Annotated in this window: 27 protein-coding genes; 7 read left to right on the plus strand and 20 right to left on the minus strand. The window is 37.0% G+C overall.

The features are described 5' to 3' along the window. Positions 1–10: 10 nt before the first annotated feature. On the plus strand, positions 11–154 hold the full coding sequence (locus ACK3CR_RS19195; RefSeq protein ID WP_019392045.1) for a small acid-soluble spore protein P: 144 nt from the start codon (positions 11–13) through the stop codon (positions 152–154). Between the two features lie 103 nt (positions 155–257). Continuing rightward, positions 258–653, plus strand: coding sequence for an Hsp20/alpha crystallin family protein (locus ACK3CR_RS19200; RefSeq protein WP_328122606.1), 396 nt, complete (start codon positions 258–260; stop codon positions 651–653). Between the two features lie 29 nt (positions 654–682). Here the strand turns inward: ACK3CR_RS19200 and ACK3CR_RS19205 are convergent, their stop codons facing one another. Then, a complete protein-coding gene (locus tag ACK3CR_RS19205; protein ID WP_243518647.1) occupies positions 683–841 on the minus strand; it encodes a hypothetical protein in 159 nt (52 codons plus the stop codon). Positions 842–961: 120 nt separating this feature from the next. Here ACK3CR_RS19205 and ACK3CR_RS19210 point away from each other — a divergent pair, with 120 nt between their 5' ends. Then, the gene (locus ACK3CR_RS19210; protein ID WP_480380412.1) at positions 962–1,390 is read left to right on the plus strand and encodes a DUF2621 family protein; all 429 of its coding nucleotides are present in this window, start codon (positions 962–964) and stop codon (positions 1,388–1,390) included. A 34-nt stretch (positions 1,391–1,424) separates the two neighbouring features. On the opposite strand, the gene ACK3CR_RS19215 is transcribed toward ACK3CR_RS19210, so the two are convergent. The 4 genes from ACK3CR_RS19215 to ACK3CR_RS19230 all read right to left on the minus strand — a co-directional run bounded on the left by ACK3CR_RS19215 (position 1,425) and on the right by ACK3CR_RS19230 (position 3,982). Next, complete coding sequence (locus ACK3CR_RS19215) at positions 1,425–1,913, minus strand: CcdC family protein (RefSeq protein WP_019392041.1); 489 nt, start codon at positions 1,911–1,913, stop codon at positions 1,425–1,427. A gap of 119 nt (positions 1,914–2,032) precedes the next feature. Beyond that, positions 2,033–2,605 carry a DUF2179 domain-containing protein gene (locus ACK3CR_RS19220; protein WP_019392040.1) on the minus strand — a complete coding sequence of 191 codons (573 nt, stop codon included), beginning with the start codon at positions 2,603–2,605 and terminating at the stop codon, positions 2,033–2,035. A 215-nt stretch (positions 2,606–2,820) separates the two neighbouring features. Beyond that, entirely contained in the window at positions 2,821–3,189 is a 369-nt protein-coding gene (locus ACK3CR_RS19225; protein ID WP_488975958.1) for a response regulator, read from the minus strand. Positions 3,190–3,271: 82 nt separating this feature from the next. Next, positions 3,272–3,982, minus strand: coding sequence for a cytochrome c biogenesis CcdA family protein (locus ACK3CR_RS19230; RefSeq protein WP_328122605.1), 711 nt, complete (start codon positions 3,980–3,982; stop codon positions 3,272–3,274). A gap of 141 nt (positions 3,983–4,123) precedes the next feature. Here ACK3CR_RS19230 and ACK3CR_RS19235 point away from each other — a divergent pair, with 141 nt between their 5' ends. Continuing rightward, entirely contained in the window at positions 4,124–4,324 is a 201-nt protein-coding gene (locus tag ACK3CR_RS19235) for an aspartyl-phosphate phosphatase Spo0E family protein (RefSeq protein WP_206765231.1), read from the plus strand. A 259-nt stretch (positions 4,325–4,583) separates the two neighbouring features. On the opposite strand, the gene ACK3CR_RS19240 is transcribed toward ACK3CR_RS19235, so the two are convergent. The 8 genes from ACK3CR_RS19240 to yneA form a co-directional block, all read right to left on the minus strand. After that, positions 4,584–5,717 (minus strand): site-2 protease family protein, encoded by a 1,134-nt coding sequence (locus ACK3CR_RS19240; RefSeq protein ID WP_488975959.1) that lies wholly within the window; start codon positions 5,715–5,717, stop codon positions 4,584–4,586. Positions 5,718–5,892: 175 nt separating this feature from the next. Continuing rightward, positions 5,893–6,081, minus strand: a complete 189-nt coding sequence (locus ACK3CR_RS19245; RefSeq protein ID WP_488975960.1) for a DUF4083 family protein — start codon at positions 6,079–6,081, stop codon at positions 5,893–5,895. 210 nt (positions 6,082–6,291) lie between these two features. Beyond that, positions 6,292–6,513 (minus strand): YneF family protein, encoded by a 222-nt coding sequence (locus ACK3CR_RS19250; protein WP_026009529.1) that lies wholly within the window; start codon positions 6,511–6,513, stop codon positions 6,292–6,294. An 81-nt stretch (positions 6,514–6,594) separates the two neighbouring features. Further along, the gene (sirA, locus tag ACK3CR_RS19255; protein WP_243518630.1) at positions 6,595–7,041 is read right to left on the minus strand and encodes a sporulation inhibitor of replication protein SirA; all 447 of its coding nucleotides are present in this window, start codon (positions 7,039–7,041) and stop codon (positions 6,595–6,597) included. A gap of 148 nt (positions 7,042–7,189) precedes the next feature. After that, complete coding sequence (gene tkt / locus ACK3CR_RS19260) at positions 7,190–9,196, minus strand: transketolase (protein ID WP_243518627.1); 2,007 nt, start codon at positions 9,194–9,196, stop codon at positions 7,190–7,192. A gap of 185 nt (positions 9,197–9,381) precedes the next feature. Further along, the gene (locus ACK3CR_RS19265; RefSeq protein WP_243518625.1) at positions 9,382–9,615 is read right to left on the minus strand and encodes a DUF896 domain-containing protein; all 234 of its coding nucleotides are present in this window, start codon (positions 9,613–9,615) and stop codon (positions 9,382–9,384) included. A 76-nt stretch (positions 9,616–9,691) separates the two neighbouring features. After that, complete coding sequence (locus ACK3CR_RS19270) at positions 9,692–10,363, minus strand: YneB family resolvase-like protein (protein WP_040056542.1); 672 nt, start codon at positions 10,361–10,363, stop codon at positions 9,692–9,694. 66 nt (positions 10,364–10,429) lie between these two features. Next, positions 10,430–10,747 carry a cell division suppressor protein YneA gene (yneA, locus tag ACK3CR_RS19275; RefSeq protein WP_243518620.1) on the minus strand — a complete coding sequence of 106 codons (318 nt, stop codon included), beginning with the start codon at positions 10,745–10,747 and terminating at the stop codon, positions 10,430–10,432. 161 nt (positions 10,748–10,908) lie between these two features. On the opposite strand from yneA, the gene lexA reads away from it, so the two are divergent. After that, the gene (gene lexA / locus ACK3CR_RS19280; protein ID WP_488975961.1) at positions 10,909–11,532 is read left to right on the plus strand and encodes a transcriptional repressor LexA; all 624 of its coding nucleotides are present in this window, start codon (positions 10,909–10,911) and stop codon (positions 11,530–11,532) included. Positions 11,533–11,590: 58 nt separating this feature from the next. On the opposite strand, the gene ACK3CR_RS19285 is transcribed toward lexA, so the two are convergent. Continuing rightward, positions 11,591–11,803 carry a hypothetical protein gene (locus ACK3CR_RS19285; protein ID WP_019392027.1) on the minus strand — a complete coding sequence of 71 codons (213 nt, stop codon included), beginning with the start codon at positions 11,801–11,803 and terminating at the stop codon, positions 11,591–11,593. 153 nt (positions 11,804–11,956) lie between these two features. On the opposite strand from ACK3CR_RS19285, the gene ACK3CR_RS19290 reads away from it, so the two are divergent. Together ACK3CR_RS19290 and ACK3CR_RS19295 are read left to right on the plus strand one after the other, a co-directional pair. Then, positions 11,957–12,928, plus strand: coding sequence for an LCP family protein (locus ACK3CR_RS19290; RefSeq protein ID WP_243520765.1), 972 nt, complete (start codon positions 11,957–11,959; stop codon positions 12,926–12,928). 157 nt (positions 12,929–13,085) lie between these two features. After that, complete coding sequence (locus tag ACK3CR_RS19295; protein ID WP_488975962.1) at positions 13,086–14,291, plus strand: Gfo/Idh/MocA family protein; 1,206 nt, start codon at positions 13,086–13,088, stop codon at positions 14,289–14,291. Between the two features lie 108 nt (positions 14,292–14,399). On the opposite strand, the gene ACK3CR_RS19300 is transcribed toward ACK3CR_RS19295, so the two are convergent. From ACK3CR_RS19300 to ACK3CR_RS19325, 6 genes are all read right to left on the minus strand, one after another. Further along, complete coding sequence (locus ACK3CR_RS19300) at positions 14,400–14,903, minus strand: DinB family protein (RefSeq protein WP_243518616.1); 504 nt, start codon at positions 14,901–14,903, stop codon at positions 14,400–14,402. 225 nt (positions 14,904–15,128) lie between these two features. After that, positions 15,129–16,574, minus strand: a complete 1,446-nt coding sequence (locus tag ACK3CR_RS19305) for a DHA2 family efflux MFS transporter permease subunit (protein ID WP_243518614.1) — start codon at positions 16,572–16,574, stop codon at positions 15,129–15,131. 43 nt (positions 16,575–16,617) lie between these two features. Then, positions 16,618–17,184 carry a TetR/AcrR family transcriptional regulator gene (locus ACK3CR_RS19310; RefSeq protein WP_019392022.1) on the minus strand — a complete coding sequence of 189 codons (567 nt, stop codon included), beginning with the start codon at positions 17,182–17,184 and terminating at the stop codon, positions 16,618–16,620. A gap of 210 nt (positions 17,185–17,394) precedes the next feature. Beyond that, complete coding sequence (locus ACK3CR_RS19315) at positions 17,395–17,796, minus strand: hypothetical protein (RefSeq protein ID WP_488975963.1); 402 nt, start codon at positions 17,794–17,796, stop codon at positions 17,395–17,397. A 26-nt stretch (positions 17,797–17,822) separates the two neighbouring features. Beyond that, positions 17,823–18,101, minus strand: coding sequence for a hypothetical protein (locus ACK3CR_RS19320; RefSeq protein WP_328122597.1), 279 nt, complete (start codon positions 18,099–18,101; stop codon positions 17,823–17,825). Between the two features lie 195 nt (positions 18,102–18,296). Then, positions 18,297–18,797 carry a cupin domain-containing protein gene (locus tag ACK3CR_RS19325; protein ID WP_488975964.1) on the minus strand — a complete coding sequence of 167 codons (501 nt, stop codon included), beginning with the start codon at positions 18,795–18,797 and terminating at the stop codon, positions 18,297–18,299. Positions 18,798–18,907 lie beyond the last annotated feature (110 nt).

The raw sequence follows: 18,907 nt of genomic DNA on the forward strand, positions 1-18,907 counted from the left end.
AAGGCCCACAATGAACAAAAACAACGGTAAAGATATTCGAAAAAACGCACCAAAAGGCGATAACCCCGGTCAGCCTGCTCCATTGAGCGGCTCACATAAAGTAAAAAACAGACAGCACTCGCGTCAAAAACAACACAGTCATCATGACATGTAAAAAAAACAGGATACCTTTTGGTATCCTGTTCTCTTTTTACACACCATTTATTCCCTTGCAGAATACACTGTACGAGGAAGAATACAATGGTGGAGGAAGAATAATGAAAAAGGAAAACGCTCACAATGAAAGTGAGGTTAGCGACGATTTTAATGCATGGGTAGATTATGTGTTTTCACACCCTTTTTTGCATTATGCTGAACAAAACTATGCCCGTATTGATCTTTTTGAAACAGAGCAAGATTATATTATTGAAGCCGAACTTATTGGTTACGAACGAGAGGATATTTCCCTTTTGCTAGAGGAAGATGCGCTTAAGCTTTCAGCTTTTCATTCTCTTTCAAATGAGCAAAAGATAGAACAAATTATCGATTTCCCCTTCAGCTTACAGGAGCGAGAAATTCGCGCTGTTTTTCATAAGTCTATTTTAGAAATCTTTATAGCTAAAACTCGTACTGCTTTTACCCTCTCTTCTCATATCCCTATTACTAGCCGCTAAAAAGGGACGTGTTGCTTAACGTCCCCTTTTTACGTTAGCTGAAGTCCGATTAAACCGATAATCATTACAAGAAAGCTAATAAGAAGCGGTGACTTCTTTTTTTTCTCTTTTTTAAACACTCCATACATAAACGTTGTAGCGTATAAAATGAGGCCCAAAAACCCAAGTGCTGTTAAGAATGCAAACATTATATCACCTCATCTTTCATTTCATATGTAGCATAATCGTTTTTTTCGATAGAATCAATCATGGAAAATCCTGTTTTCATGAAGTAAAATAGAGATAACTTATAAATAAAGGGTGATCATATGCTGTCAGGGTGGTTTTTATGGTTTATTCTTTTTTGGGTGATCATACTTTTTGGCCTATTTGCAATCGGCGGTTTTTTTATGTTTCGCAAGTTTTTAAAACGCCTCCCAAAAGAAGACGGTATGAGCGATCTAGACTGGGAAGACTACTATATTACACAAACTCGACAACTATGGAGCAAAGAACAAAAACAGCTGCTTGAGGAGCTTGTTGAACCTGTTCCAGAGCTATTTCGTGATGTAGCTCGCAACAAGATTGCTGGAAGTATAGGACATCTTGCTTTCAAACGTCGAGTAAAGGAACTGACAGATGATATTATCATTGAAGGCTACATCATCGCAACACCAAAACGCGACCATAAATTTCTTCGCAAAAAGTTAAAAGAAAAAGAAATCGATCTCGCCCAATATCAGCAATTTTTCACGTAAGAATATAAAAAGCGGCCAATCGGCCGCTTTTCTTTTATACCATTTTTGTTTTATTGAACATTTCTTGCTCTAACTTACGGTACGAACGATACATCGCAATGCGCCAAGGCACAATCATACCAAAGGCCAAAATCCAGAACATGCCGCTAAGCTGTCCAATATCAATGGACATGCTTAAATATGATTTAAGACCGATTCTTACAATTAAAAGCGTAATAAGGATAAGCGCAAAAGCTTTAGATCGTTTCAAATAAATAGCTTCATCTCGTATTTCGAATTTTGATGTTTTGATAAGTAAAATAGAAAAGAGCATACCTAAAAGAATAGCTTCTAAAAACTCAGATAGAGAAACTCGAAAAAACGGATCAATAAACATAAGTGCTCCTGTGCTCATAAAAAATGGCGGCAGGATAATTTTTTTAGCATTTGTTGGTTTCTTTGAGGCTTTAATCCGTACCACAATAACAGTAAGAGCCATTAATGTTGCAATTATCGCTGAAAAGATCGTAACTGTATTGACCATTATAATCCTTCCTTTTTTCGATAAAGTTATACTTCTAGTATAACCAATATAACGTTAAAAAAGAAGTGGGACACCTTTTTTATTTGAAAGAAGATCTTTCTTTTGCTTGTGTCCATATATTAAGGATGTGGCGAAGTTGGAGAACTTCCTTCTGGCGTTACAGCATTCTTTTTCACCTTTTGTTTCTTTAGGCTTTTTAAAAGGAAGCCACCTTTAAATTTACGCGGCTCGTAAGAAATAATAAAAGCACGCGCGTCATACTCCTCAATAAGACGAAAAAGTTCGACTTCTCGATTTCGCTTTGTTAGAATTTCAAGCTGGTAGCGTACGCTGTCTCTTCCTTCACCTTCAAAGACCGTGACACCAAATCCTTCTTGGCGAAGACGTGCAATAAGCTCTTCATTTTTATTGTCCAAATTCACAATAAATGTTGTAAAGCCAATTGCTAGACGATTTTCAACATAGCTTCCAATTAAGATTCCAACACCAAAGCCTACTGCATATACAACCATCGCAGCTGTACTTTGATCACCACTAAAAACAAGGGATAATCCAAAAACATAAATAAGAGCTTCCAAAAAACCGAAAACTGAAGCATACGTACTCATCCCTTTAACAAGCAGAAGCGTCCTTAATGTTAAAACAGGAACATACACAAGCTGCAGCAGCAAAATCAAGATAATCTCTTTCAAAAGACCCACCTCTTCGTACCTTTAAGATCTTCAATTATCCATTGAATCGATATTATTTTACCACTCAAGTTCTTCGTTGGAAATAGACTTTTTCATAATTTTTTTTATTATTTTTTTTTAGAGACTCAAGACCTGTCAATCCCTTGTCTTTCAAGGGATTGCGTTACATTCTAAAAAATGAAGAAACGCGTAAAAAAAAACCTGTTTAACAGATGTTAAACAGGTTTTTGAAACAACCGATGAACTGTATCAAGTACTGTTGTTTTATGAAATGGTTTGACGATGAAATCTTTAGCGCCAGATTCAATTGCTTTGACTATCATCCTCTGCTGACTAACAGTTGAGCACATCACAATTTGTGCATCCTGAAATTCACTATGTATACATTTTAATGCTTGAACTCCATCCATTTCAGGCATTGTCACATCCATAATCACAAGGTCAGGGCGAAGAAGTCGATACTTGTCAACAGCTTCTGTCCCTGTCGCTGCTTCTCCTACGACTTTATATTCGCTTGTTTGTAAAATCTGTGCAAGAGTTTGCCGAATAAATTGGGAATCATCCACGATGAGAACACTTGCCACTCTTGTAGCCTCCTAAAAAATCCTTGTACATTCTATGTTTTACTCTACCAACCAATAAGGCCTTTTTCAATGCTTTCCACCATTAAAACCCTTGGAACCCTCCAAAGAGACTTGTAGAGTACACAATTATTTTTGTCATCCAGTCAAAATAAAGAACAACCCCCATTGCTACCATCAAGCCTCCCCCTACTTTTGTGAAGCGGCGGCTATATTTTTTAATCCATTTCGCTCCTCCAATGAAGAAAGAAAGGAGGAAAAAAGGAATTGAAAAACCAAGAGCATATGCTGTCATATAAAGGAGCCCTGAACTTGGATTTGTTGCAGCAAGCGCCATAACAGATACAAGAATAGGCCCTGTACACGGTGTCCATCCTGCTGCAAAGGCAACACCAATTAAAGACGAACCTAAAAGTCCGCTTGGCCTCTTTGTAAAACTAAGTTTTCGATCCTTCATTAAGAAAGTAGGTTTTAAAATACCAAGCACAATCAGCCCAAAAAACACAATGAAAATCGCCCCTATTTGTCTAATAAAGTCTTGATAATTATGAAACCACGTTCCAACAAGAGATGTGGCAAACCCAAGGGCAATAAAAATGACGGAAAAACCTAAAATAAAGAAAAGCGTATGAACCATCGCCATTTTCCGTCCAGATCGCTCTCCTTCTTTTAATTTTTCAACTGAAACCCCCGTTATATAAGAAAGAAAGGCTGGATATAATGGTAGACAGCAAGGAGAAATAAACGACAAAACACCTGCTCCAAAGGCAAGGAAAAGATTAATATCAGAAACCATATATGTTCCTCCTCCTTTTGCTCTACTTTTACATGTAGTATAAAAATACCATATCTAACAATTTTTATTTTAATGCCCTGAATTCCTTTTCTTGAATTCCATAATCTAGTATAATAAAAACAACCTTAAGGAGAAAGGACAATGAGCGTGTCAAAACAGGAAATGTTACTGAAAATCGAAAAAAAACGATCAGAGCTAGCAAAAATTGTTCAACACACAGGATTAAATTCAGATCCTGCTCTTCAAGGAAGTCAGGAACTCGATCACTTACTTAATCAATATAACAAATTATATGAGCAACACCTTCACACAATGAATTACAGCAAAAAGATGTTTCAATAGTAAGCACGTTCCCGACTTGACAAGTCTAAAGTCCGAGAACGTGCTTTATTTTTTTAAAAGATAGTTTCTAGTGCCCCTCTCTTTTTTGATGTCTTTATGATAAGAAAGGAAACAAACTATGAACTACTCAAAGAAGATACGTGCAGAGCAGAGCGCAAAGCGCTTGTTTTAGGGCATTGCGCTTTCTAGGCTTGCCCTCACTTCCTTCATCTCTTTCATCCTATCCCTGTGGTCAGCCATCAAAAGAGGCGTCTCCTCTCTACACTTTATGCACTTCTCTTACAGAAGCGTATTCTTCCTTATGAGAAGTTGAAAAATCCGTTACTTTCCCTTTCATACTCTGTAAAAGCTTTGTTTCTATTTCTCCTGTCATTGCTGGACTTTTCACAAATGCAACTTGCTGTAAGGCTTTATTAAGCGTTTGAACAGCAAGCTTTCGTTGACCGCTTCTTTGATGAAAACATGCTTTGATTTTTAAGGAAGAAATTCGCTCACTTCTATCTTCTAGTGATACCTCTTCCTCATCAACTTCCTCATACTCATAAATCATGTTTTGCATAAAAAGATAGTTAGCGAAAAGCTGACGTTTGTATATACTTTCAAAAGAGGAGGAGAAAGCTTTCTTTAAGAGTCCTGCCCCTTCTCGGTACCGCTCTTGTAGAAGATAGTAAGAACTTATATAAAGCATTGTGAGACAAACTAAATCACTCTGGACACTGTTATCCTTATCAAGCGTTTTCATTTGATCTAACAACTCTTTTTTCATTTTAGAGAAAGCCTCATTGTGAAGCTCCGTTACCTTCTCCCCACTTTCTAAATAGTGACGAGCTTTTATCATATTCGCGTAGAGGCGACTCGTATTGTCATTTTTAAATAAAAGAGTAAGACTATACCCATCAGAATACTCTTTATGATATGTTGCTGGTGTAAGCGATATAACAGCTACAACAAGATTAGAAAGGCCAAGAAGGATAGAGAAGAAAGAGCCGTTTATGAAGAAAGCTACAAAGGCCCCGATAAAGACGAGAACATTAAGCATACTTCCTGACAAAAAATAACCTATATATCTCTTTCTCATTTTTTCATATTCAGCTATCTCTGGCATCATCACAACTTGACCCCAGTTAACCCAGCTCTTGTTCTCTGTCACTTGAAATTTATCCCTCTGTTTAGATACAACAAGAGGACCAATTACAAAACGTTCAAATGTATAACCATTTGCTTTACAAAATAAGAAATGACCAAGCTCATGGCAAAGGACAGCAAGTAAAACAGCAAGAAGTGGGAGCACTCCAATAACGACAAAAATCCCCCAATCAAACGTAACATAAGTAATGAAAGTGAAAATGATAAATAAAACAAAGTAAGGTAGCGGAAATTTAAACGTGTTCACTCTTTTCCATTCCTCCAGTTTTAGTTTCAATCTTTCATATGCCTTACTCTCTAAACAAAGTGAGACAGGTATCTTTTATGTTATGTTTCGTTCTCTCTCCTTCTTTCTCCTTGTTCCATTCAAAGGTTTTCAAAAAAAGAAGAATATAGGAGAGAATGGATGTTTCTTTTTAGACTTACATTTTTCGGTCAACTTTCTCAGACAATTGGTCTATTTTCTGTTCCAATCGTGCTAAATGTTGCTGTTTCTTTTTTTGTTGCTTTATCATCTTTAAGGTGAACTGTATGATAAAGCCTACAATGGCAAGAAGAAGAAGCATCATCAATAGTTGATAAATAGCATCTCCGATAGCAAAGCTTCCCATCTACTTCCCCCTTTACATACCCGAGTTAAAAATATCCAATCACCCTTATAATACCATATATATCCAAAGATTTTAACATAAAAAAACCACCCTCTCTATTGTGATACTGTACAATAGAAAAAGTGATTTTCAGACGGATTCCGCTATTATGGTAGCTTTCACAATCGAGAAACAAACCAAATGCTTGTCCTTTGTAAAGATGAAGACAAATTACTTGTCAATTTGACTGTTCATAGCTTTCATCATTTGGTTAATTTTCTTTTGCGACGGCTTCATGCCCATTTGCATCATCATCATTTTGAGCATTTGCTCATTAATTGGTGGATTTTTCTTTAAGTAGCTCATCATATATTTACGAGCAATGAAAAATCCTAGTGCTATTCCAACAAGTAATGCTAGAACACCAACTAGAATGGGTACCCACATAGTTATATTTCCTCCTTCATGTTGTCTACATTACAGTGTACTAAAACACGTTTTATTATACAACACTTCATCTACAATTTCTCTATTTTACCCAAATTTTCTTTGGTCCTCAACAGGACTTTTCAACCAATTGTAGTGTCCGTTTTCAGAATTTGTAATAAAATAGCGAGAATCATACGTTGCTAACAGTTTTAACACAAGATGCTCTATTTTATACGGGCCGTTTGCATGTAAAATCATAAGATGATCATTCATGCAAAGAGCAGCTTCACTTCCGTTTTGTTGACATACAAGAAGTGATCCTCTCATAAATACCCGAAAGCGAGGAAGCCCCTCAAACCCATCTCGCAAATATTCGCGCACTTCTAAAACCGGCACAAGGTTTGTAATATAGCGTACTTGTTTTTCAATTTCTTTATAATAAACATGCTCTTTATGTTTATATTCCTTTAAAAGACCGCCAATCATTTCTGGTCTCGCCCCGTAGTGAGTCCAAAACGGCTCTTTAATTGAATAGAGTTCATAAGTTCTCAACGCTCGTTCTCCCCTTTGCGTCTTTTCCTATTATTATAAAGGGAAAAAGAAAAAAGGCTTGTCTATCGCTGACGAGGAGAAGCACTTGTTTTGTCGAATTGAAAAAAAGACTGTCATAACGACAGTCTTTTTTTCATTACTGTAGATTTTATGCGTTTAATAAATTTTTCACGCGAGCTACAACATTTTCAGGAGAGAAGCCGTATTCTTCTAATACTTTTTCTCCTGGGCCAGAAGCACCGAAACCGTCAATTGCTAGAACTTCGCCTTCTCCGCCTACATATTTATGCCAGCCGAATGAAGATCCCATTTCAATGCCAAGACGTTTTGTTACAGCGCTTGGAAGTACGCTTTCTTTATAGTCAGCTGATTGAGCTTCAAAACGATCAAATGACGGAATGCTAACAACTGCAACATCGATATTGTCTTTTTTAAGCTCTTCTTGTGCTTTCATAGCTAAACCTACTTCAGAACCTGACGCAAGTAAAAGCGCATCTGCTGTTTCTTTTTGTGCAGGAGAAACAACGTAAGCACCTTTTGAAACACCTTCGTATGCTTCTTCGTGCGTAATATCAAGCGTTGGCAAACCTTGACGAGTAAGCACAAGCATTGTTGGTTGATCAGTAGATTCAATTGCTAAGCGCCATGCTGCTCCAACTTCCATTGCATCTGCTGGACGCAATACAGAAAGATGAGGCATTGCACGGAATGATGCAAGTTGTTCAACAGGCTCATGTGTTGGACCATCTTCACCAACAGCAATGCTATCATGTGTGAACACGTATGTTACAGGTGTTCCCATTAAAGCTGAAAGACGAATTGCTGGACGAAGGTAGTCAGAGAATACGAAGAACGTACCGCCAAATGGTTTTAAACCGCCATGTAAAGCTAAACCATTTAAAGCTGCTCCCATTGCAAATTCACGAACACCGAACCAAATATTACGTCCGCTGTAGTCTTCTGCTGTAAAGTCACCAGAATTTTTAATTGTTGTTTTGTTTGAACCAGCTAAATCAGCAGAGCCGCCGAAGAAAGATGGAATGTTTTCAGCAATCGCGTTTAGCACGTCTCCTGAAGATGCACGTGTTGCAACTTCCTTACCAGCTTCAAAGCTTGGTAAAATGCTGTTCCAGTCTACGTCTACTTCGCCTTTTAAAGCTTTTTCAAACTGCTCAGCAAGCTCGCCATACTGCTCTTTGTATTCTGCAAAAAGCTTGTTCCATTTTTCTTCGCTTTCTTGTCCTTTTTGAACAATTGTACTTTCAAAATGCTCGTACACTTCATCAGGCACATGGAAATCTTGTTCAAATGTCCAGCGATAAGCTTCTTTTGTTAGCTTCATTTCGTCTTCACCAAGTGGTGCACCGTGAACACCTGATGTACCAGACTTGTTTGGAGAACCATAACCAATTACTGTTTTCACTTCAATTAATGTTGGACGTTTTGTATCTTTTTGTGCTTCTTCAATCGCCGCATTAATTTCTTCAATGTTGTTTCCGTCTTCAACACGGATAACTTGCCATCCATATGCTTTGAAACGATCTTCTACGTTTTCAGAGAATGAACGATCAAGTTCACCATCTAATGAGATGTCATTAGAATCATAAAGAACAATAAGACGACCAAGTTGTAAGTGTGCAGCAAGTGAAGCAGCTTCGCTTGCAACCCCTTCCATAAGGTCTCCGTCTCCACAAATCGAATATGTATAGTGGTTTACGATGTCAAAGTTCTCTTTGTTGTAAGTTGCTGCTAAATGTCTTTCACCCATAGCCATACCTACAGCCATTGCGATACCTTGTCCTAGTGGACCTGTTGTTGCTTCAACACCAGCTGTATGACGGTATTCTGGATGTCCAGGCGTTTTACTTCCCCATTGACGGAAGTTTTTGATTTCGTCCATTGATAGATCATAGCCTGAAAGGTGTAGAAGGCTATACAGAAGCATTGATCCGTGACCTGCTGATAACACGAAACGATCGCGGTTAAACCATTCAGGGTTTTTCGGATTATGATTCATAAATTTTGTCCATAAAGCATATGCCATTGGAGCTGCGCCCATCGGCATTCCAGGGTGTCCTGAGTTTGCTTTCTCAATTGCATCAATAGAAAGTGTGCGAATAGTAGTGACTGATAAATCTTCAATACGTTGTGACATTTTCTTTCCTTCCTTTCTGCTAACAAAAATCTAATAATAACTCTATCATACTAATATTGCCTTGATTTGTACAACAATTCAATAGCAATTATATCATTTCTCATTAACGCTGTTTTCACTCATAAAATACACAAAAAGGCCAGAGTATAGCACTATTTCTCCTCTAACCTTTTTATGATAACCCATTAATTTAATTTGTTACGTTTTTGACTCTCTTTTAGCTTTTTCGGTGTAACATCATTGCCTTCTGGATCGACAATTTTGACCGAATGTAAAGAATTGGTCATTGATTTACGAAAAGTTTGTAAATATTCTTGTCGTAAATTTTTTTGTTCAGAAGCTTCTTTTTCTGTTAAACCTTCTGTTTTTGATTTGTTTGCAAGCTCATTAATTCGAGCAATTTTATCTTTTGATAACATTGTATTCTCCTTATAAAAAGTTCTCGTTTATGTACATATCGTACAAAAGAGAGGGTAAATTAGCAAGTAAGTTACCTTATTCTATTTCAATGTCCATTTTTTCATTCTCTTCTTGTTCTTTCATATGTTCCTGATAGCGACGGTGAACTGTTGCTTTGCTAACATCATACCCTAATCCTCTTAGCGTTAAAGCAATATCATAAAACGTCAGCTTTTTAGCTCGAAGTCTTATAATGTCTTCAATAGGAACTTCTTTTTTATCTCGTCCACCGCTTGTTCTATTTTTTAAGTTTAGTTCAGGTTTATATCCGTTTTCTACAGCTCTCTTCATTCCCCGCTTAATTTTAAAGCGAACAATTTGGCGCTGATATTCTTCAACAGCAGCTAAAATATTTAAAACCATTGTGTCACTTTCAGATAAATAAAGCTCACCTTGTTCATTCAACGTATAAACTTTAGCACCCGCTTTTTTCAGCTCATGCATAAGCGCTACTTTACTGTTGCCACGTCCAAGTCTTGTATCATCCTGTACAAGAAGCACATCTCCTTTTCCTTCTTGAAAAAGAGTGAGTGCTTCAATAATTCCATCACGTTCAACGTCATATCCACTATGACGCTCTTCAATAACTTTTATAATTTCAAAACCGTGCTTTTTAGCAAGCTCTTCTAACTCTTCTCTTTGCCTTATTAATGATGTTGTTTGACTTTCTTTTTCCGTGCTTACCCGACAATAAATAATCGCTCTCATATTTCGCCCCTACACAGTGTTTTTAATCTATTATTTCATGAAAGAAAAGAAAACAGCAAGAATCTATTACTGTGTTTTAGCAACAAGCGCATTGTTTAGTTTTTCTTTTAAAACTGGAATATAAATTTCTTCGCCTTCTTTGAGGTCTTTCTTCTCTATATTGTTCTGCTTCTCGACCCAATCTATAAAATCAACGGTTGAAAGCTGATGATTCCCTTGATACTCGTTCGCTAATCCCCAAAGCGTGTCACCTGCTTTAACGGTAACAATCGCATATTGATCAAGCTCTGGCTCTTTTGACACGTTTAATATAATAAATGAAAAAAGTGCAAGTCCTGCAAAAAATGTGACATAGTATGTAAGTGAATTAGTCCTCGTTTTCATCTTTCTCCCACCTTTAAGAATGTATGTTCGGAATATATGTTCTTATTTTATCTCTTTCATTCTTTTATTGTCAACGGATTTTTTTCGAACTTATGTTTGTATCTATGAAAAAACCATGTTATAATCCTAGTAAGATTGAGCTAGATTTGAGGTGAATCCCAATGACAAAGTTATCGAAGAGACAGCAACAGATTTTGAGTCATATAAAAGAATGTGTAAAACTTAAAGGATATCCCCCGTCAGTACGCGAAATTGGTGAAGCAGTCGGACTTGCATCAAGCTCAACGGTTCACGGGCACTTAGCTCGCCTTGAAAGCAAAGGATTAATTCGACGTGACCCTACAAAACCGCGTGCAATCGAGATTCTGGACTTAGATCAAACAAACGATGTTCAAAAAAATAATGTTATTAATGTTCCGGTTATTGGTAAAGTAACAGCAGGACAGCCTATTACAGCTATAGAGAACATTGAAGAATATTTTCCGTTACCTGATAAATATGTGGCTCCTGATGAGCACGTATTTATGCTTGAAATTGTTGGAGATAGTATGATTGAAGCTGGAATTCTAAATGGCGATATGGTAATTGTGAGACAACAACAAACAGCAAGCAACGGCGATATTGTTGTTGCTATGACAGAAGAAAATGAAGCAACAGTAAAACGTTTCTTTAAAGAAGAAAACTATATTCGTTTACAACCTGAAAACGCCACAATGGCTCCTATTATTTTGAACAATGTTTCAATTTTAGGAAAAGTTATTGGCGTATATCGCTCGATTCATTAGAAGGCGTAAAAAATCCCTCTTACTTATTTAAAGAGGGATTTTTTACGCTATGTAGTGATCATGTACAACCTTCGCACTCGTAATAATGATCTTTTGCTTCAATAACTTTGATCAATTTGCCAATCTTCACATCATCTTCATCTGTGAACTCAATATCTGCCACGCGCTCTAGAATTTGAGATGCTGCCTCTTCTTCACTTTGCGCAACAACGCTAAATTCTCCTTCTTTCTTTAGCGAAAGCACTTCGTATTGAAATAAATAACGATTCATTTTCCCCTCTCCTTTCCTATAAAGTATATCCTAATATACACTAGCAGAAAGAATGCGCGCAAGAAATCTGATTACGCTCTTTCTCTTCTGAGATGCCAAACAAAGAAAAGTTTGATACAATGTTTGCTTAAGAGTACAAATGCTACTGGCATCATGATAGAGAAAGTGGTGAAAAGCACATTGGAAAGAACCGAAAGAACAAGAAATAGAAAAAGAAGACGTCGACCAAGATGGGGCCGCATTATTCTAGCGCTCATCCTTCTTGTAGTCGTCGCTGGAGGAATTTATAGCTTTATTCAATATAAAATAGGACTCTCTGAAGCTCAAGATGGAAGTTTCGCAAAAGACGGAGAGCTTTATGATGACTTTAATGGCTCACTTCCTAACGACGGAAAAATGAATGTCCTTTTGCTTGGAAGTGATTCACGAGGTGAAGATCACGCTCGTACAGATTCTATCCTTATTGCACACTATGATCAAGACGCAAAACAACCTAAAATCGTTTCCCTTATGAGAGACATGTATGTTGACGTTCCAGGACACGGAAAACAAAAATTAAATTCTGCCTTTGCTTTTGGAGGACCTGAGCTTTTACGTAAAACAATTGAAGAAAACTTCGGTGTTGATATTAATTACTATGCTGTCGTAGACTTTCAAGGCTTCCCAAAAGTCGTGGACGCGATTGCTCCAGACGGTATTACCGTAACCGTTGAAGAAGAAATGTCTTCTGGTATTGGTATGACCCTTCATGAAGGAAAACAAACATTACATGGTGATAAACTTCTGGGCTATGTTCGCTTCCGTCACGATAGTTTAAGTGATTTTGGACGTGTTCAACGTCAGCAAGAAGTGCTAACAAAACTGAAAAAAGAAGCCGCAAGCATTGGCAGTGTCTTCAAACTTCCAAAATTGCTCGGTCTTACAGATCCGTATGTTGATACAAACATTGATCAAAAAACACTTCTACTCCTTGGAAAAGACTTTGCTACAGGAAGCACTAAGGAAGTTAAAACACTTCGCCTCCCTCTTGACGGTACATTTGAAAATGCCCGTGAAGACGTTGGAGCTGTGTTAAGTATTGATAAAGAAGAAAATAAAAAAGCTCTACAAGAGTTTCTTGATTAAATGAAGGAAGACTCACATTTTCACAATGTGAGTCTTTTTTTATACCAATTAATCTTTTAGAACATATATTAATAGGAACACAAATAACTTCTGTTGTATTTTCTAACAATGCTTTTTATACTTTAATGAGAGTTTCTAAAAAACAGGAGGCATGAATATGGGGGAATTTGAACGTCATAGCACTTTTTTTTCGGGTTTTCTAAACAGCAACTATTTGCGTGAAAAAGATAAACACATTTATAAAAACGAAACACCTCTTTATAAATTTAACATTATTGGTGCCGGGATGATTGGGCATGAGCATATTAAAGCAACAATGTTAGAAGGACGTGCTTCAGTTCATGGCATATATGATCCTAACCAAAAAAGTGTCAAAGAAGCCCTTCATATGATTGAGGAAAACTTTCCGGGTCATATTGTACATGTTTATGATAATTTAAAAGCAGCGTGCGAAGATCCTGATGTTGATGGACTTATTATTTGCACCCCAAATTATACACATAAAGAAATTGTGGAAGAAGCGATGAAATCTGGAAAACATATTTTACTTGAAAAACCAATGGCAACTACGTTGAAAGATGCATGGATCATTCAACAATGGGCTGAGTCTTATCAGAACGTTTTTCAAATTGGTTTGCAATATCGCTACAAAGCGCTTTATCAAGAAGCCCTTTATGAGACAAAAGAGCGCAACTCAATTGGAAATATAAAAACGATGATGATGACAGAACACCGCCTTCCTTTCTTAGATAAAGTCGAGCAGTGGAATAAGTTTTCAGAACTTTCAGGCGGAACTCTTATTGAAAAATGTTGCCATTACTTTGATTTATTAAATCTATTTGCAGATGCTAAACCCTTTTCTGTTTATGCAGTAGGTGGAAACGCTATCAATTTTAAAGACTTTCAATATGAAGGAAAGAAAGCTGATATATTAGATCATGCAAACATCATCATTATTTATGAAAATGGAATACATGCTTCTTTTAATTTGTGCATGTTCTCTCCCCTTTTCCGTGAAGATTTAACGCTGTGCGGAGACCGTGGAAGACTATATGGATATGAAAATGAAGATTTTCTTCCCTATCATAAACCATCTACACATTTAGAAGTGCTTTGTGGAGAAAGCGCTCCTGCTAAGATTACTACTCCTTGCTATCCTGAAATCATTCAAAACAGCGGTCATAATGGCGGAACGTACTATGAACATAGGGCATTTGTTGATGCGATTGCTGGAAAAAAAACAAAAGCAGCTACTCCTGCTGAAGGATTTTGGTCTATTGCAGTCGCAAGCGCTGCTGATGAATCGATCCAAAGCGGAAAAGTCGTAACTATACGCGAGTTTCTAGATAGACACCTTTCATAAATAACGAATCTGTTACATTTTTAATGTTGATAATAAGTCAAAATTAAAGGAAACCCCCTTTCTAAGGGTTTCCTTTATTCTCCTACTAACAAACTATTCAGCATACTATTAAAGCGGTGGATTTTCCACACCTAAACGAATCCAATCTTCTTTTGGTGGTCCATAAACCCCAAAAGGTTTTAGTCCTGCTTGACGCATCAAAACTGTAACTTGGCCGCGATGATGAACAATATGCTTAATTAATCCCATTAGGATCATAGCGTTTGATTCCTCTCTTCCGAACGCTTCTTGTATGTGTTCTAGGGATTCATCTGTCCATTGTTCTTCAATGACTTTGGAGGCATAAGAACTTACATTTTTAAAGGTTTCAGCGATTTCTTTGGCGGAAGTTGGGACATTTCCTGCCTTTTCGACTTCATCTATCTTCAACCCGAAATGAGCTAAGTATTCTGGAATATTTGTTGTGAAATGCCACGCAATTCTTCCTAACGTACGACCTTCTGGATAAACTTGCTGTTTTAACGAATGATCTGTCAAGCCATCTAAAACCTTTTGAGTTAATAAGGCTTCTTTGTTCCACTCTCTAATAAAGTCTGCAATTGTTACATACATATGTAATACCTCCATCATCAATTTTCATTTTGGAAACCACATTCTAAAACGGTCGTTCTCGTTTTTCAAATATCCTTCCTTATTAAGTTCTTAAATGCTTTGTCCACCTTTACAACCAAAACGAACATTTGTTCCCTTTTGATTATAGCAATACTTCCAAAAGGAATCAAATATTAATACTTAAATAAAAACCAAAAAAGCCGATGCATAAGCATCGGCTTTTTATTAATGTGCGCGCTGTTCAACGTTTACTCGCTTAATAAAGAACGAGATAACTAAACCAATAACAGCAACGATAATCGCAAAGATAAAGGCATGTTGAACGCCATTTGTAAATGCAAGAACCTGGTTGAGCGGATCCTTTTGATCAGACACTGTTTCAAGGAAGCTTCTTGATCCTGAAGAAAGGATTGAAATTCCTATTGCTGTACCAATCGCTCCTGCTACTTGTTGTAATGTGTTCATAATTGCTGTTCCATCTGGATATAGCTCAGGTGGCAGCTGGTTAAGTCCATTTGTCTGAGCAGGCATCATAATCATTGAAATACCAATCATAAGCGCGATGTGTAATCCAACAATAAATCCTGTTGATGTTTCAAGCGTTACGGTTGAGAAACCATACATTGTTCCTGCTACAATAACAAGACCAGGAATAACGAGCCATTTAGGACCAAAACGGTCGAACAATCCACCCATAACAGGGGAAAGAATTCCGTTAATGATTCCTCCTGGAAGAAGCATAAGACCAGCGGCAAATGTTGATAATGCTAATGATGTTTGTAAGTACAATGGTAGAATCATCATGGCTGAAAGCATAACCATCATACAAACTAAAATTAAGAGAAGCCCGATTACGAACATTGGATATTTAAAAGCGTTCAAGTTTAACATTGGTTTATCCATCTTCACTTGACGAATAGAGAAGGCAACTAACGCAACAACTCCAATTGCAATGGCAAAAATAACGTTTGAGCTTCCCCAGCCGCCACCTTCACCAGCGCTACTGAAACCATATACGATTCCACCAAACCCAATTGTTGAAAGGACGATTGAGAAAATATCGATTTTTGGCTTTGTTGGTTTTGTAACGTTTTGCATAAAGAAGGCACCAAACACTAATGCTACAATTAGTAACGGCAGTGAAATCCAGAAAATCCAGTGCCATGTTAAAGTTTTTAAGATTAAGCCTGAAACAGTTGGCCCAACAGCTGGGGCAAACATAATCACAAGACCGATAATTCCCATTGATCTTCCACGTTTGTGTGGTGGAATAATCACCAGAATCGTGTTAAACATAAGTGGTAAAAGCAAAGCTGTTCCGACTGCTTGCACAACACGGGCAATCATTAATACGCTGAAAGTTGGAGCAATCGCTGCAATAAATGTGCCAATAATAGAGAACACTAGCGATGTCATAAAAAGCTGCCTTGTTGTAAACCACTGCAAAATTAAGCCTGAAATTGGGACAAGTACCCCTAATGTTAATAAGTAGCCTGTTGTAAGCCACTGTGCTGTTGTTTCATGAATCCCAAACCCTGTAATTAAATCTCTTAGGGCCATATTCAAGGCTGTTTCACTAAACAAGCCGATAAATCCAGCAATAAGAAATGATGTAATAATCGGCAGCGCTTTGATATTAGAATCCATTGCTGCATTTTGTTGATTACTCATATTAATCTGTTTTCCCCTCTCTCTTACGTAATTCTTTTATATGTTAATGAACAAGCAAAGCTGGCAGCTGTTTTGCGACAGCTCGAAGCGGCCAACCGCTCTCATTTGTTTGTGCCAAAATAGACGCACCTTCAAGCAGCGAATTGATAACAACAGCAAGCTCTTTTGCTCGCTCTGTTTCAAAATCAAATCGCTGTAAACATTCTGTATAAAGTGCTTGCCAGTCTTCATAAGCAGATTTGCAAACAAGACGAATGGACTCGTGAGATGATGCCATTTCAGAAGCAATCAAACCAATTTGCAGTCCATCTACACAAGCTTTTCCGTCAAAAACATCCGCAATTTTTGCTACATGATGTTGAAAAGCTTCTATTGCTGTGTCTTTCTCGCTTAAGTCTTCTCGGGCGCTCTCTAATATATGTTGCCCCATTAATTTAATCGCTTCGATAGCAATTTCTTCTTTCCCATTTGGAAAGTGATAATAAAGTGATCCTTTTGGTGCTCCGCTTTTCTCGATAATTTGGTTTAGTCCAGTGCCATGATAGCCTTGACGCTGAAACAGTTCAGACGCCGTATGTAAGATGACGTCTCTTGTGTTCCCTTTCTTCATCCAATCCTACCCTTCCTTCTCCAATTATAACAATTGGTCTATATAATAATATTGGTTTTAGATTGGACTGTCAACAACTTTGTGAAAAAATTCGTAAATGATTTTCCCTACCTTTTAATATAAGAATTTTCTTGCAAAAGATACCACTATATTTTGCAAAAATAAAACATCTAGCCTTTTTTAATTAGGCTAGATGTTCCTTAATATGTTCTAAAATCTTTGAACAGTCAGGGTGGCGTGTGAGGGCGTAAAGGAAAGTTCCTCGTTTTGAACAAAGTGTCCATCTTTTATATTCATTTCAGCATAATGAACAATTTGATCTCCATGTAAAAATACAAGCAAATTAATATCATCTCGAAAACCTAAGCCGCTCCAATCCCTATAGCTTTGAACCCCAAGCTCGTCCCTCATCCCCTCAACTGTTGTATATGGTGGAAAAACATACGCTTTATCCCATTGGAAATCTGTTAAAGACGCTATGTTGACATTATGAACATCACCCTGCAATGCAGTATGTAGAGAACGTTCCAATTCTTTATGACGAATATCTTTGTAGCGTAGCATATGTCCAACTAGTAGACAAAACATAAAAAGGAAAATATATTTCTTCACTGTATTGCTCCTATGTATTTTTTTATCTATGGCATAGAGTCTACTGTACTATCAACCAAAAAGCTTAATACCGCAATCGCAACCATTGTAAAAGTTGAAGAAAGAAGCAGCTTTTTGTATACGATATGATCTGTCGACTTCTTGTAGTAAGTAAAATAAATCACTCCTCCTACTAGAGTTGAAATTCCCCATCCCCATAACCAAGGAGCCGTATAGAGCTTTTCCCATTCAAAAAGCCACAAGTATAAAATAAAAAAATGAAGGATAAAAAGTAAAATTGAAATGGGTTTTAACATTTTTTTCATTAATGATTACTCCTCTAAAAAGTCTTCCTAAGAAATGACGTTTTTTTATTCCATCTGTTTCATATTTTACCATATTATATTTTCAAATTACTTACAAAGATAATTTTTAATTATATTAAGTGAAGGATTTCATTGTTCTCTATTAAAAATAAAAAGACTTAGAAATAAATTCTAAGTCTTTTCCCTTTTATATTCTTACTTTAGGTCTGTAAAATTCATTCCAAATTTCTCCGCCACCTCCACTAACTGTTTCATTTGCTCTGAAGTTGGTGGCTCAGCTTTTGGTAATCCTGCATCTTCACTAACAGGCTTTCCTAGTTCTTTAATAAAACGATCAAAGCCAGCAGGTGATGCGGTTACAAACATTTCAGACACTTCGTCCCCTGCCACAAAATGATGTCTAATCCCTCTTGGAGCGTGCACATAGTCTCCTGCTTTTGCTTCAATGATGTCATCTCCAACAAAGAAAGTGAAGCTTCCTTTAATAATATGGAATTGTTCATCTTCATTCGCATGGATATGTGGCGGCGGTCCCATTTTGGGAGGTTCTTGTACTTTCACTACACAGTATGCGCCATTTGTTTGTTCACCAGATACAAGGATTGTCGACTTCTCTTGCATAAAATGATATGTATTTTGATCATTTGCTGTTCCATGTAAAGGTTTTGTGATTACTTGTTTTGATGTTGTCATCATTATAACCCCCATCTTTACCATTTTATTGATTAAGACTATGAAGGCGTCTCTAAAATATATTATACAGAGAAATATCTATTTTCGGTAAAAAAGAACTGTTAATTTTATAT

This window comes from Priestia sp. TRM10 (assembly GCF_057808375.1).